Here is a 16648-nt window from a genome sequence, read left to right on the forward strand (position 1 = left end):
CTGGTGTGACGTGGCTGCCGGCGAACACCAACAAGCTCAGTATTCACCTGGTTGGACGGGAATTTCCATGATCGAGTCGGCGAACGATATCGCTGTTGTCGGGATGTCGTGCCGCATGCCCGGAGCACCCGATCTCCCGGCCTTCTGGCGACTGCTGCGGGACGGACGGGACGCGATCGGCACCGCCGGGGCGGACCGTCCGGGAATCGACGAGATCGCGGGGTTCCTGGATACCGCGACCCGATACGACGCGGACTTCTTCGGTGTGCCCCCGAACGAGGCCCGCGCTATCGATCCCCAACAGCTGCTCGGTCTGGAACTGAGCTGGGAGGCGCTGGAGGACGCGGGTTTCGGTGCTGCGGCCGAGGCCGCCACCGGCGTGTTCTTCGGGAGTACCGGCACCGACTTCGCCGAAATCGCGGCCGCGCGGGGAAGCGCCGGTATCAGCCGGCATTCGCTGTGGGCGGTGGGTCGGGGTGTCGCGGCCAACCGGATCTCGAATTACTACGGGTTCACCGGGCCGAGCCTGGTGGTCGACAGTGGGCAGTCCTCGTCGCTGGTGGCTGTGCATCTGGCCGCCGAAGCGATCCGCCGCGGTGACTGCGAGGTCGCGCTGGCCGGTGGCGTCAACCTGATCCTGTCGCCGCTCAGCGGCGAGCGCTACGAACACTTCGGCGCCCATTCGCCGTCGGGAAAGTGCCACACCTTCGATGCGAACGCCGACGGGACCGTGCGCGGTGAGGGCGGCGGCATCGTCGTGCTCGAACCGCTGCACCGGGCGGTGGCCGAGGGCCATCGGGTCTACGCGGTGATCCGTGGCAGTTCGGTCAACAACGGCAACGATCGGCAGGTGCTGAGCGCACCCAGTCCGGATACCCAGGCGGCGGTCATCCGGGCCGCGCTGGCGACCGCCGGGGTCGAGCCGGAGTCGGTGGACTACGTGGAGCTGCACGGAACCGGCACCCCCGCCGGGGATCCGGTGGAGGCGGCCGCGCTGGGCGATACCTATGGCGCCGGTCGCCCGGCCGGGCGGCGGCTGGCCGTCGGTTCGGTCAAGACGAATATCGGGCATCTGGAGGGTGCGGCCGGAATCGCCGGGTTCATCAAGACCGCACTGTGCGTGCGGTACGGCGAGCTGGTACCCAGCTTGAATTTCCACACGCCCAATCCCCGGATCCCGCTCGACGAGCTGGGCCTGACCGTGCTGACCGGCAACCGGCCCTGGCCGGCCGCACCGGTGCGCCGGGCCGCTGTCTCGTCGTTCGGCATGGGCGGAACCAACGCGCACGTGATCCTGGAAGGCGCTCCCGCCGGTGCGGATTCCGGCGATCTGGATACCGCACCCGGGCAGCCGCTGACCTGGGTCCTGTCCGCGCGCAGTCCACAGGCGCTGGGCGCGCAGGCCGCACGGCTACGGGACTGGCTCGGCGATCATCCCGACCTCGACGCCGCGGCGGTGGCCTCGTCGCTGGCCCGGTCCCGCGCGCGGTTGGAGTGGCGCGCGGCTGTCGTCGGCGGGGATATCGCCGCCCTGTCCGACGGGCTGGCCGGGCTCATCGACCCGGCACCCGATTCCGGCTCGGGGGCGGTTGTCCCCGAGCGGGCCGCGACCCGTCAGGTGGTGTTCGTATTTCCGGGTCAGGGCAGCCAATGGGTGGGGATGGGCGCCCGGTTACTGGCCGCCGACCCCGTATTCGCCGCGTCCATCGCCGAATGCGAAGCGGCACTGGCGCCGTTCGTGGACTGGTCGTTGACCGAGGTGCTGCGGGCCGAACCGGGCGCCCCCGGACTGGACCGGGTGGATGTGGTGCAACCGGCGCTGTTCGCGGTCATGGTGTCACTGGCGCGATCGTGGCAGGCACGGGGTGTCCGGCCGGCCGCGGTGCTCGGACACTCGCAGGGTGAGATCGCGGCCGCGGTGGTGGCCGGCGGCCTGTCGACAGCGGACGGCGCCCGGGTGGTGGCGTTGCGCTCGCAGGCGGTGGCCCAGGAGCTCGCCGGATCCGGTGGTATGGCGGCGGTCGGACTGGCCGCCGACGCGGTCGCCGATCGGTTGCGCGCGTTCGGTCCTCGATTGTCGGTCGCCGCCGAGAACGGTCCGGGGCAGACGGTCGTCTCCGGTGACGCGGACGCGATCGGGGAGTTCCTCGACGCGTGCGCGGCCGAGGGAGTCTGGGCGAAGCGCATTCCGGTGGACTATGCCTCGCATTCGGCCGCGGTGGAACGGATCCGGGAGCGACTACTGGACGAACTGGAGCCGATCCGGCCCGTTTCGGGGTCGATCCCGTTCTTCTCGACCGTGACGGGCGACTACCTGGATACGGCCGGTCTCGATGCCGGGTACTGGTATCGCGGTCTGCGCCGACAGGTCCGGTTCGCCGAATCGGTGCGCAGCCTGATGGACACCGAAATGAACGCGTTCGTCGAGGTGAGCCCGCATCCGGTGCTGACCGTGGCGATCGAACTCACCGCCGGGTCGCTGGGGCTGTCCGGGCGGGTGGCCGTGCTGGGCACGCTCGAACGCGAACGTGGCGGTGCGGAGCAGTTCGGCGCCGCGCTGGCTCGGGCGTACTGCGTGGGCATCGATGTGCTGGACGAGAAGCTCGCGCCACGCACCGACCCGGTGGATCTGCCGACCTATGCCTTCCAACGGCGGCAGTGCTGGACGCCGGATGTGGCCGTCGGAGCGGGCGATGTGCGCGCGTACGGGCTGGATGATCCCGATCATCCGATTCTCGGCGTCGCGACGCCGATCGCGGGGACCGGCGGTTGGCTGTTCGCCGGCCGGCTGAGCACTCGTACCCATCCGTGGCTCGCCGACCATGTGCTCGCCGGGGCGGCTGTGGTACCCGGCTCGGTCTGGGTCGAGATCGCCCTGGCCGCCGGCGCCCGGGTCGGCGCCGAAACGGTGTCCGAATTGCGGATCCATCCGCCGCTGCCCGCTGCCGAGGTGCTGGATCTGCAGGTGAGTGTGGCAGCGGCGGACGATCACGGACAGCGGTCGTTCACCGTGTACGCGCGGCCCGATACCGGCGACGAGAGCAGCGCGGCGGTGTGGGTGCGGTGTGCGTCCGGCGTGCTCGCCGCGGCCGTGGCCGCGGCGGACTCCACCGAGGTGGCGATCGGTGACCGGCCCCCCACGGGCGGCCAGGTGTCCGCCGGGGAACTCTACGACCGGATGTTCGGCCGGGGCATCGATTACGGAGTGGCATTCCAGGGCGTCACCGCCGCCTGGGAACAGGACGACGAGCAGTTCGCCGAAGTTTCGCTCGACGAGAGCCTGGCCGAAGGGGCCGGGCGCTTCATGGTCCATCCGGCGCTCTTCGATGCCATGCTGCATCCCGCGCTGGACTCCTACACCGCCGGCTCCGGCAGCCCGGCGATACCGATCACGGTGTCGCTGCGCGGTATCCGCCTGTATCACCGTGGTGCGCCGGCCGCGCGCGTCCGGATCGGACGTGGCGCAGCGGGTGCCACGCACCTCACCGCGACCACCGAGAACGGTCGACCGCTGCTCACCGTCGAGTCGGTGCTGATCGAGTCGGCGGGGCCCGTGCCCGATACCGACGCCGCGGTGGTGAACCCGGCACGTCCGGTGCGGGAACGGCGGACCGTAGTGGCCGGGTCCTTCGCCGAGCGGCTCGGCGCCGTACCCGGGCCGCAGCGGCAGGCGCTGGTGCTCGCGGTGGTCGCCGAGCAGGCGGCGGCGGTACTCGGTCACGATTCGCCCGATGCGATCGACCCCGACCTGCCGTTCACCGCCTTCGGCTTCAATTCGCTGAGCGGCATCGAGTTACGGCATCGATTGGCGAGCGCCACCGGCGTCGACCTGCCGATGACGCTGATCTTCGACCATCCGACACCGACTGCGGTCACCCGGCTGGTTCGGTCCCGGCTGGAAGGCCTCGAGAACGACATGCCGCGACCGGCGCGCCGCGACCGCACCGAGGAACCGATCGCCATCGTCGGAATCGGTTGCCGTTTCCCGGGCGGTGTGCGGTCGGTCGAGGACCTGTGGGACCTGGTCGCCGGTGGCGTCGACGCGGTCACCCCTTTTCCGGCGGATCGCGGCTGGGACCTCGACCGTCTCTTCGATGCCGACCCGGACAAGCCGGGCACCGTGTACACGCGGGAAGGCGGCTTCATCGACGATGTGGCGGCATTCGACGCGGCCTTCTTCGGAATCGCGCCCCGCGAAGCGGCGGCGATGGATCCACAACAGCGGTTGATCCTGGAAGTGTGCTGGGAGGCCCTGGAGAACGCGGGGATCGATCCGGCCACCTTGCGCAACACCGATACCGGTGTCTACCTCGGTGCCGGTTCCTCCGGGTACTCGCCCGGAGTAACCGGTGAATACGAGGGATTCCGGCTGACCGGCAACGCGCACAGTGTGGTCTCCGGCCGGGTCGCCTACGTCCTCGGCCTGGAAGGCCCGGCCGTCACCGTCGACACCGCGTGTTCCTCCTCGCTGGTCGCGCTGCACCTCGCCTGTCAGGCACTGCGGCAGGGTGAGGTGTCGCTGGCCCTGACCGGCGGTGTCACCGTCGCGGCGAGCCCGGACCTGTTCGTCGACTTCTCCCGTCAGCGCGGCCTGGCCGCCGACGGGCGGTGCAAGCCGTTTTCCGCAGCCGCCGACGGTGTCACCTGGGCGGAGGGCGCCGGAGTGCTGGCGGTCGAGCGGTTGTCCGATGCCCGGCGGCTCGGCCATCCGGTGCTGGCGCTCGTGCGCGGCAGCGCGATCAATCAGGACGGCGCGAGCAATGGACTGAGCGCGCCGAACGGCCCTTCGCAGGAACGGGTGATCGCCTCGGCACTGGCGAATGCCGGGCTGGACCCGGCGCAGGTGGACGCGGTCGAGGCGCACGGCACCGGTACGGCGCTGGGCGATCCGATCGAGGCCCAGGCCCTGATCGCCGCCTATGGAACCGATCGGGAACTCGCACTCCGGATCGGATCGCTGAAATCCAATATCGGGCACGCGGTCGCGGCCGCCGGTATCGGCGGCGTGATCAAGATGGTGGCGGCCCTGCGCCACGAGACCTTGCCGAAATCCCTGTACGCCGATCCGCCGACACCGCATGTGGATTGGTCGGCCGGTTCGGTTCGGTTGCTGGCCGAATCCGAGCCGTGGCCGGTCGGTGACCGTATCCGTCGCGCGGGTGTGTCCTCGTTCGGGATCAGTGGCACCAACGCACACGTGATCCTGGAGGAAGCGCCCGCGCTGCCGGCGAGCGGTGCGGCCGCGGCCGGTGGTGCCGCCGCCGGTGGTGTGGTGCCGTTGGTGTTGTCGGGTAAGTCGGAACCGGGTTTGCGCGGACAGGCGGATCGGTTGCGGCAGTGGCTGCTCGAACATCCTGATCTGGATGTGGACAGTGTCGCGTATTCGCTGATCGAGACCCGGGGATGGCTCGGGCGCCGGGCGGTGGTGGTCGGCGCGGACCGGGACGAATTGATCGCGGGGCTGGCGGCGCTGGCGTCGGGGACGGTATCACCGGCGGTCGTCGAGGGCGGTGCGCGGGCGGGGAGCACCGCGTTCCTCTTCACCGGTGGCGGCGCCCAGCGCGTGGGGATGGGTGCGGGTCTGTACCGGGCCTTCCCGGTGTTCGCGTCGGCGTTGGACGAGGTGTGCGGCGAGCTGAACCGGCAGCTGGGCGGGTCGTTGCGGACGGTGATGTTCACCGATCCCGACGGGTTGCTGGATCGGATGGAATGGATGCAGCCGGCGCTGTTCGCGTTCGAGGTGGCGCTGTTCCGGTTGCTGGAATCGTTCGGTGTGCTGCCGGATGTGGTGGCCGGGCATTCGCTGGGTGAGCTCGCCGCGGCGTATGCGGCCGGGGTGTGGTCGTTGCCGGACGCCTGTGTGCTGGTGGCCGCGCGTGGCCGGTTGATGGGCGCGGCGCCGTCGGGCGGCGCCATGCTGGCGGCGGCGGTGTCGGAGGCCGAGGCCGCGCAACTGCTGGACGGTTACGGCGACCGGGTATCGGTCGGTACGGTCAACGGCCCGAACTCGGTGGTGTTCTCCGGATATGCCGACGCGGTCGCCGAGATCCAGGCGCGGTTGACCGAGGCGGGGCGCAAGAACTCGTTGCTGCGGATCTCGCACGCGTCGCATTCGGTGCTGATGGAGCCGATCCTGGACGAGTACCGGGCGGTGGCGCGGGGGTTGACCTATCGGTCGCCGTCGATCCCGATCGTGTCGAATGTGTCCGGTGCGCTGATCGGTGAGCAGGTGTGCGATCCGGAGTACTGGGTCTCGCATGTGCGCAGCTGTGTGCGGTTCGCACCCGGGGTGGATTCGTTGATCGACTCGGGCGTGCGCCGGTTCGTCGAGGTCGGTCCGGATGCCGCGCTGACCGCGATGATTCGTGAGTGCTTGGCCGAGCGCCCGGAGCTGGCGGCCGAGTCGGCGGTGGTGGCGTCGTCGCGGCGTTCGGTCGAGGAGGCGGCGGCGTTCGTGGCGGCGCTGGGGGCGGTGCGAGTCGCGGGGGCGGATGTGGATTGGGGGCCGTTGTTCGCCGGTCGTGCGGTGGGCCGGGTGCCGTTGCCGACGTACGCGTTCGATCGTCAGCGGTACTGGCTGGAGCCGGTGCAGTCGGTGGATGTGTGGCAGTCGGGTCTGGACGATCCGGAACACCCGTTGCTGGGTGCGATGGTGCAGGTTCCCGATTCCGGTGCGGTGGTCTTCACCGGGCGGTTGTCCCGGTCGGGGCAGTCGTGGGCGGTCGATCACGCGGTGGCGGGTGTGGCGCTGTTGCCGGGGGCGGCGTTCGCCGAGCTGGTACTGCACATCGGCGCGGTGATCGGATGTCCACGGGTGGCCGAACTGGTGCTCGAGGCGCCGCTACCGTTGCCGGCCGCCGATACCGTCGAGTTCCGGGCGGTGGTGGCAGGTGCACCGGACGAATCCGGAGCCCGCGGCGTCGCGGTCTATTCGCGTACGCGGCCGGCCGAGGATTCGGGTCGCGCAGGTGCCGCGGGTTTCGAGCAGACGCCGACCTGGGTGCGTCATGCGGTGGCCACCCTCGCCCGACGTACCACTGTCCGGACGCCGGATTCGGGTCTGCGGGTGTGGCCGCCGGTCGACGCGGTAGCGGTGGAGATCGGCGACGCCTATCGGGATCTGGCCGAGCGGGGCTATGAGTACGGGCCGGTGTTCCGTGGTCTGCGGGCCGTGTGGCGGCGCGCGGACGAAGTGTTCGCGGAGGTGGAGCTACCGGCCGGTGCCGGCGGTGCCGAATTCGATCTGCACCCGGCCCTGCTGGACGCCGCGTTGCATCCGATCCTGGTGAGCGGGCTCCTGCCCGAGACGCAGCTCGGAGAGATCGCTGTTCCGTTCGCCTGGGAAGACGTCGAGCTGTACGCGACCGGTGCGACCGCCCTGCGGGTCCGGGTCGCGGCCACCGATCCGGGTTCCGGCCGGGTCGCGGTGACCCTCGCCGACAGTTCCGGAGCGACCGTCGCCGAAGTGGGCGCACTGACGATGCGGCCCCTGTCCATCGGTGCGTTGTCCGCCACCCGCACCGATCCGGGTTATCGGGTCGAGTGGGTCGCGCTGCCCGAAAATGGCAGTGCGCCCAGCGATCCCGGTGCTTGGAATCCGGCCGAGATCGGGGAAACCGCGACCATCGCCGGCCGGACCGTCTCGGTGCTGCTCCTCGATGACGCGACCGGCGGCGATATTCCCCGGGACGTGCGCGACACCGTGACCGCGCTGACCGAGCGGCTCCAGCGGCTGCTGAGCCGGGACGAGCCGATTGTGGTGGTGACCCACCGTGCGGTGGCTGTGCATCCGGGCGAGTCGATCGATATCGCGCAGGCGCCGGTGTGGGGAACGGTGCGGGTCGCGCAGTCCGAGTACCCCGACCGGATCGTCGTCATCGATATCGACGAGCGGTCGCGATACCGCCACGCGGTGGCACTGGCGGTGGCCACGGACACCGAACCCCAGCTGGCGCTGCGCCGCGGGGCCCGGTACGCGCCCCGGCTGAGTGCCGGCGTCGGCGACATCGTGGGGGCCGCGGATCTCGTCCGCACTCCGGGGTGGGCGCTGACGCACCTGGAGAAAGGCACCTTGACCGGCGATAATCTCGTGCTCACCGAGACACCGGCGCAGCGGGCGCTGGAACCGGGTCAGGTGCGGGTGTCGTTGCGCGCCGTCGGAGTGAATTTCCGGGATGCGCTGATCGCGCTGGGCATGGTGACGAATACGGACGCCGGATCACGAACGATCGACGCGACCTTCTGCGTGGAAGGCGCGGGCGTCGTGCTCGAGGTGGCATCCGACGTGACCGAATTCGCGCCCGGCGACCGGGTATTCGGGTTCACCTCCGGTGCCGGTTCCGAATCGGTGACCGACCGGCGACTGCTCGCTCATATCCCGGACGGCTGGTCCTTCGTCCAGGCCGCCGCTGCTCCGGTCGTCTACGCGACCGCTTACTACGGCTTGGTCGATCTCGCGGGCGCCGAGCCCGGTGAGACATTGCTCCTGCATGCCGCCACCGGTGGTGTCGGCCTGGCGACCGTCCGGTTGGCCCGGCACCTCGGGTTGCGGCTGCTGGTCACCGCGAGCGAGTCGAAGTGGAACGTGCTGCGCGACCTCGGTTTCGCCGATCACGAGATCGCGGATTCCCGGACGCTGGATTTCGAGCGGAAGTTCCTCGAGATCACCGACGGGCGCGGTGCGGATATCGTGCTGGATTCGCTGGCCGGCGAGTTCGTGGACGCGTCGCTGCGGTTGTTGCCCCGCGGTGGCCGGTTCATCGAAATGGGGCTCCTCGACGAGCGTGACCCGGTTCGGGTCGCCGCCGAATACCCCGGCGTGGAGTACCGCCAGTTCGTGCTCCTGGATGTGCACCCGGATCGGTTGCGGGAGATCCTCACCGCCGTCGTCGGCCTCTTCGAGTCGGGTGCCCTGACACCGTCGCAGACCACGGCCTGGGATATCCGGCGGGCGCCGGAGACTTTCCGGTACCTGAGCCAGGCCCGGCATATCGGCAAGAATGTGCTCACCGTGCCCACTCCGCTGCGGCCGGACGGGACGGTGCTGATCACCGGTGGAACCGGTGGACTGGGTGCGGGCTTGGCGCGGCATCTGATCACCGAGTACGGCGTCCGCAGCCTGGTGCTGACCAGCCGGCGTGGACCCGCCGCCCCCGGTGCGGGCGAATTGCGGGCCGAGCTGGCCGGCCTCGGCGCCCGGGTGGAGATCGTCGCCTGTGATGTGGCCGATCGTGCGGCGCTGGACGCGGTGCTGGCCGCGATACCGGCCCGGCATCCGCTGACCGCCGTCGTGCACGCCGCCGGCGTACTGGCCGACGGCCTGCTCGATGCCATGACACCCGAGCGGATCGCCGAGGTGTTGCGGCCGAAGGTCGACGCGGCCTGGAATCTGCACGAGGCGACCCGGTCCATGGACCTGTCGGCCTTCGTGCTCTATTCGTCGATCGCGGGCGTGATCGGCAACCCGGGCCAGGCGAACTACGCGGCGGCCAATGTCTTCCTCGACGCATTGGCCCAGTACCGGCAGGTCATGGGTCTCGCGGCTACCTCGGTGGCGTGGGGACTGTGGCAGGACGGCACCGGGATGACCACCGGTCTCGGGTCGGCCGATATCGCCCGGCTGCGGCGAGACGGCTTCCCGCCCTTGGGTACCGAGGAGGGGTTGGCGCTGTTCGACGCGGCCCTGGCCGGTGGCCGGGCGGCCTTCGCCGGAGTCCGGATCGACCGGTCGGCCCTCGCCGAATCCGGTGCGGCCGGTACCCGTTCGATCATGCGTGGCCTGTCGCGGCCGGCTCGCCGGCGGGTGGCGGCCGGCCCGGGCGAGTCGCCGACGCCGGCCGACACGCTGGCCGGGCGGCTGGCGGGCCGGCCGGTTGCCGAGCGGGAACGTCTCGTGCTGGAACTGGTCCGGTCCCAGGCCGCGGCGGTGCTCGGGCACGAGAGCGGCGAGTCGATCGCCCCGGGCATGCCGTTCAAGGATCTGGGGTTCGATTCGCTCAGTGTGATGGAGTTCCGTAATCAGCTGGTCGCGAGCACCGGTATGGCACTGCCCTCGACTCTGGTGTTCGACTATCCGACCGCGACGGCGATCACGGAACTGCTGCTGTCCCGGATCGAGCCCGCGACCTCGGCGGGCGCCGCCGAACAGGTTGTGCCGCCGAGCAGGCCGGTGGATCCGGGGCTCGGCCCCGAACCGATCGCGATCGTCGGGATGAGCTGCCGGTTCCCGGGCGGCGTCGCGTCGCCGGACGATCTCTGGGATCTGGTCGCGGCCGGAATCGACGCGAGCGGGGAGTTTCCCGCGGATCGCGACTGGGATCTCGCGCGACTCTTCGATCCCGATCCGGACAGCCCGGGTACGACCTACACCCGGCGCGGGGGATTCCTCACCGACATCACCGGGTTCGACGCGGAATTCTTCGGGATCAGCCCCCGTGAGGCGTCGGCCATGGATCCGCAACAGCGTTTGCTGCTCGAAGCGTCCTGGGAGGCGATCGAGCGCGCGGGTATCGACCCGACCACCCTGCGCGGCAGTGACACCGGAGTGTTCGCGGGCGTCTGCGACTCCGGGTACGCCGACCGGATACCCGAAGAACTGGAGGGTTACCGGCTCACCGGCACGGCGCACAGTGTGGTCTCCGGCCGGGTGTCCTATGTTCTGGGTCTGGAAGGGCCCGCGGTGAGTATCGACACCGCGTGCTCGTCGTCGCTGGTCGCGCTGCATCAGGCCTGCCGGGCGCTGCGCGAGGGGGACACTTCGCTGGCGCTGGCCGGTGGCGTGACCGTCGCGGCGACCCCCTGGCTGTACATCAATTTCGCGCGGCAGCGCGGGCTGGCGCCGGATGGGCGGTGTAAACCGTTCTCCGCCGCCGCCGACGGTGTCGGGTTCGCCGAAGGCGTCGGCGTGCTGGTGCTGGAACGGTTGTCCGATGCGGTGCGGCTCGGCCACGACGTGCTGGCGGTGGTCCGCGGAACCGCGGTGAACCAGGACGGCGCGAGCAACGGGCTGACCGCTCCGAACGGCCCGTCCCAGGAACGGGTGATCGCGGCCGCGCTGGCCGACGCCGGACTCGGACCCGCTGATGTGGACGCGGTCGAGGCGCACGGCACCGGGACCACGCTGGGGGATCCGATCGAAGCGAATGCGCTGATCTCGGCCTATGGCCGGGATCGTGAGCATCCGGTGCGCATCGGCACGGTCAAATCGAATATCGGCCACACCGTGGCCGCCGCCGGTGTCGGCGGGGTGATCAAGATGGTGCAGGCGCTGCGGCACGAGATGCTGCCCAAGACTCTGCACGCCGACGAGCCGAGTCCGCACGTGGAATGGTCGGCCGGAAAGGTGGCGCTGCTGACCGAGGCCGCGCCGTGGCCGGCCGACGGCCGGATCCGGCGCGCGGGGGTGTCCTCGTTCGGGGTCAGCGGCACCAACGCGCACGCCATCCTGGAGGAGGCGCCGCGGGCTCGGGCCCGGGCGGCCGAGCCGGTGGACCCGCCGCGTGCGGCTGTGCCGATTCTGGTGCCGCGTACGGCTGTGCCGATTCCGGTGCCGCGTGCGGCTGTGCCGATTCTGGTGTCGGCGAGTTCGGAGCCGGGCTTGCGGGCTCAGGCGCAACGATTGCGGCAGTGGTTGCTCGAACACGCCGACCTCGATCTCCGGGACGTGGCCTGGGCGCTGGAGTCCACCCGGGCCCGACTCGATCGGCGCGGCGTGGTGGTCGCCGCCGACCGCGACGAACTGCTGGCCGGTCTGGCCGAGATCGCGGCCGGTGCGCCCGGCACGATCACGGCGACGGCCGGCACCGGCGCGACAGCTCTGCTGTTCACCGGACAGGGTGCCCAGCGCACCGGTATGGGCGCCGGACTGTACGCGGCCTTCGATGTTTTCGCGGCCGCCTTCGACGAGGTCTGCTCGCATATCGATCCGTTACTGGGCCGCTCGCTCGCAGATATCGTGTTCGACCCCGACCATGCGGACCTGCTCGATCGGACCGAGTTCACCCAGCCGGCGCTGTTCGCCTTCGAGGTGGCGTCCTTCCGGCTGCTGGAATCGTTCGGAGTCGTGCCCGATGTGCTGATCGGGCATTCGATCGGTGAACTCGCGGCAGCGTATGTGGCGGGTGTGTGGTCGCTGCCCGACGCCTGCGCGCTGGTGGTGGCCCGGGGCCGATCGATGGGTGCGCTGCCCGCGGGCGGCGCGATGCTGGCGGCGGCCGTCTCCGAGGAGGTCGCCGCGCAGGCTGTCGCCGGTCGCGGCGACCGGGTATCGGTGGCGGCCGTCAACGGGCCGTCGTCGGTGGTGCTGTCGGGTGATCTCGACGCCGTCGCCGAGATCGAGGCGGAGCTGGCCGGGGCGGGTGTGCAGACCAACCGGCTGCGGGTGAGTCACGCGTTCCATTCCCCGCGAATGGATCCCGTACTGGACGAATTCCGCCGAGTGGCCCAGGGGGTGACCTATCACCTGCCCACCGTGCCCATCGTGTCCAATGTCTCCGGCTCGGTGGCCGGCGCCGAGCTGACGGATCCGGGCTACTGGGTCGACCAGCTGCGCGGCTGTGTGCGGTTCGCGCCGGCCGTGGAAACGGCGGTCTCGATCGGGGTGCGGCGATTCGTCGAGATCGGGCCGGACGCGGTTCTGAGCGCGATGGCCCGGCAGTGCCTCGCCGAAACACCCGATATCGAGGATCGCTCGATATTCGTGGCGGCCGCCAGGCGTTCGACGGACGAACCGGCACAGTTGCTGGCGGCGCTGGCGTGGGCTCATGTCGCCGGTGTCGCGGTGGATTGGCGGCCGTCGTTCGCGGGCCGCACGGCGACCCGGGTCTCGTTGCCTACCTACGCCTTCCAGCACCAGCGCTACTGGCCCGCGCCGATCACCACGTCGGATGTCCGACAGTCGGGTATGGACCGGGCCGGCCATCCGCTGTTGGGTGCGATGGTGCGGCTGCCGGATTCCGAGGGGGCCGTGTTCACCGGGCGGTTGACGGTGGACGGTCATCCGTGGCTGGCCGACCACACGGTCGCCGGGACGACGCTGGTTCCGGGCGCGGCGTTCGTCGACCTGGTCCTGCATGCCGGGACCACAGTGGACTGCCCGCGGGTGGCGGAATTGGTGGTCGAGTCGCCGATGCCGTTGGCCGGGGACGCGGCTGTCGAGTTGCGGGTGGTCGCGAGCGGGCCCGACGAGTCCGGTGCGCGGACGGTATCGGTGCACTCGCGAGCGGGCTCCGGCGCGGACGACGGCGACCGGCCCGACCGCTGGATTCGGCATGTGTCGGCGACGGTCGTGCCGGAACTTCCGGCCGCGAGCACCGCCGACGGCGACACCGAGCGGATGAGCTGGCCGCCGCGCGGAGCGGTGGCCGTCGAGATAGGTGACGTGTACGCGGATCTCGCGGCACGCGGCTATGAATACGGTCCCGCGTTCCGTGGCCTGCGGGCGTTGTGGCGTGGTGACGGCGAAGTGTTCGCCGAGGTGACCCTGCCCGACGCCGCGGGCGCGGCCGGAGAGTTCGGCATCCACCCGGCGCTGCTCGATGCCGCATTGCACGCGGTGGTCGTGGGCGGGTTGGTCCCCGCCGCGGGCGCCGGTGCGGTGGCCGTGCCGTTCTCCTGGGAGGACGTGGACCTCGCCGCGGCGGGTGCGTCGTCGGTGCGAGTGCGTGCGGTGGCGAGTACTTCCGCCGACCGGGTGACGGTATGGCTGGCGGACACCTCGGGTGCTCCGGTGGCCCGGATCGGGACGTTGACATTGCGTCCGATCTCCATCGCGGCACTCGGACCGGTCGGCCGGAGTTCGCCGGGGACGGGCTACGAGGTGGAGTGGGTACGTGTGCCCGAGTTCGGCGTGGAGCACGCCGCGGAGCTCACCGCCGCCGCCGGTGATCTCGGTGAGATCGTTACCGTCGCCGGCCGGGTCACGGCGGTGATCCGGGTGGATCGCCGGTCGGTCGTCGAGCGCCGCGGCGTCGTCGATGAACGCGCCGCCGGTGATCTGCCGGGAACGGTGCGCGATGTGGTGATCGGCGTCTCCGCCCGGATCAGACGCCTGCTGGCTCGGGACGTACCGATTGTGGTGGTGACGCGGCGAGCGGTCGCGGTGCATCCGGGCGAGCCGGTGGATCTGTCGTCGTCGGCGGTATGGGGTCTGGTGCGCTCGGTGCAGAGCGAGCATCCGGATCGGCTGGTGCTGCTCGATATCGACGACTGGGCCGAGTGCGCGAGCGGTATCGCGACGGCGCTGTCGGCGCGCCGAGAACCGCAGTTGGCGATCCGCCGTGGCGCGATCCAGGTGCCACGGCTGCGGCGAGTCGGCGACGAGCTGGTCGTCGATATGGTCGGCGAGTCCGCGTGGTCGTTGACACTGCGCGGGACGGGCACGCTGACCGGGGACAACTTCGCGTTGGCCGAGAACTCCGACGCGCGGGCGGCACTGGCTCCGGGCCAGGTCCGGGTGAGTATGCGCGCGGTCGGACTCAACTTCCGTGATGTGCTGATCGCACTCGGCACCTACCCGGACCCGAGCGCCGGGATCGGTGGTGAAGGCGCCGGCGTCGTACTCGAGGTCGCCGCGGATGTCACCGAATTCGTCCCCGGCGACCGCGTGTTCGGGTTCGTCACCGAGGTGGGCTCGGTCACCGTGACCGATCGGCGCCTGCTCGCCCGGATACCTCGTGGCTGGTCGTTCGCCCGCGCGGCCTCGGTGCCGATCGCCTACGCCACCGCTTATTACGCACTGGTGGATCTGGCCGCGGCCGCGCCGGGCGAGACCTTGCTGCTACACGCGGCGACCGGTGGGGTCGGGATGGCGGCGATCCAGGTCGCCCGGCATCTCGGCTTGCGTTCGCTGGTCACGGCCAGTACGCCGAAGTGGGGTGCGCTGCGGGAACTGGGATTCCCCGAGGACCTGATCGGGGATTCCCGGACGCTGGACTTCGAGCAGAAGTTCCTGGATGTCACCGGCGGCCGTGGTGTGGATATCGTGCTGGATTCGCTGGCCGGTGAGTTCGTGGACGCGTCGTTGCGGCTGCTGCCGCGCGGCGGCCGGTTCGTCGAGATGGGCATGATCGACCGTCGTGATCCGGCGGAGGTGGCGGCCGGGCATCCGGGTGTCCGGTATCAGAGCTTCATGCTGCTGGACGCCGATCCCGGGCGGTTACAGGAGATCCTGGCGACCTTGGTGGAGCTCTTCGAGGCCGGAGCACTGGGGCTGTCTCCGATCACCGCCTGGGATGTGCGCAACGGTCCCGATGCCTACCGGTACCTGAGCCAGGCCCAGCACATCGGCAAGAACGTGCTCACCGTGCCCACCCGGTTGCGGACCGACGGGACCGTTCTCGTCACCGGTGGCACCGGTGCGCTGGGAGCGGTGCTGGCCCGGCACCTGGTCCGGGCATACGGCGTGCGGCGGTTGGTATTGGCCGGACGCCGCGGGCCGGCCGCGCCCGGCGCGGTCGAACTCCGGGACGAACTGGTCGCCGCGGGTGCGGAAGTCGAGGTAGTGGCGTGTGATGCCGCCGATCGAGCGGCCGTGGACGCGGTGCTGGCGAGCATCCCCCCGGATCGTCCGCTCACCGCGGTCGTGCACGCCGCGGGCGTGCTGGCCGACGGGGTATTCGAGCAGCTGACCGAAGAACAGATCGGCGCGGTGCTGGCGGCCAAGGTGGATGCCGCGTGGAACCTGCACCAGGCCACCGCGGGTCTCGATCTCGCGGCGTTCGTCCTGTATTCGTCGATCGCCGGTGTCATCGGCAGTTCGGGGCAGGCCAACTACGCTGCCGCGAACGTTTTCCTGGACAGCCTGGCACACCACCGCCGGATCAACGGATTACCCGCGACCTCGCTGGCGTGGGGTCCGTGGCGGCAGGGCGGTGGGATGACCAGCGCGCTGTCGGACACCGATCTGGCCCGCCTGCGCCGAGAGGGCCTGCTACCACTGGAGGATTCCGACGGTATGGCGCTGTTCGACGCCGCGCTCGCGGCCGGCCGGGCCGTTTCGGTGGCGGCCCGGCTGGATCGGGCCGCGCTGGCCGAACTGTCGCCGGCCGAACTGCGGGCGGTGATGCGCGGTCTGACCCGCCCGGCGCGACGGCGGGCGGCGGGGCCGGTGGACGAGTCGCCGACCGGACTGGCGGGGCAGCTGGCCGGCCGCTCGCCGGCGGAGCAGGAGCAGGTGCTGCTGGAGGTGATCCGGGCACAGGCCGCGGCGGTGCTGGGCTATCAGAGCGCGGCGGAGATCAGCGCGGACAAGCAGTTCAGCGATATCGGTTTCGATTCGCTGGGCATCATGGAGTTCCGTAACCGGCTCAAGGCATCGGCGGGTGTGCAGCTCGCCGCGACCGCCGTGTTCGACTACCCCACCCCGGTGGCCCTGGCGGCTTTCCTCCGCCGCGAGATCGCACCCGGCGACGACCCGATGCCGGCCATCACGAGGGAGTTCGATTCCCTGTCGCGCCGCTGCGCCGACGCGGAACTCTCGCCGGCGCAACGGTCGGAGATCGCGAGCCGGCTGGCCGTGCTGCAACGGCAACTGGAAGCCGGCGACCGAGCTGCGGCCGATCTGGCCGACAACGCCGAAAAGCTCGACGACGCGGACGATCGCGAGCTCTTCGATTTCATCGACAACCTCAGCTGAACTGGCACGAGCAGG

1 protein-coding gene is annotated in these 16648 nt (G+C 70.7%); it reads left to right on the top strand.

Translation table 11 applies throughout. The features are described from left to right. Window positions 1–67 precede the first annotated feature (67 nt). Window positions 68–16633: a type I polyketide synthase gene (locus OG804_RS29355; RefSeq protein ID WP_328391873.1), complete on the top strand. Its 16566-nt coding sequence runs from the start codon at window positions 68–70 to the stop codon at window positions 16631–16633. The last annotated feature ends 15 nt before the right edge of the window (window positions 16634–16648 follow it).

Origin of the sequence: Nocardia sp. NBC_00416, from assembly GCF_036032445.1 — a bacterium.
In the GTDB taxonomy this organism is placed as follows: domain Bacteria; phylum Actinomycetota; class Actinomycetes; order Mycobacteriales; family Mycobacteriaceae; genus Nocardia.

Coding starts and splice junctions, on each gene's coding strand:
- OG804_RS29355 (WP_328391873.1), top strand. CDS start 68: ATGATCGAGTCGGCGAACGATATCGCTGTTGTCGGGATGTCGTGCCGC.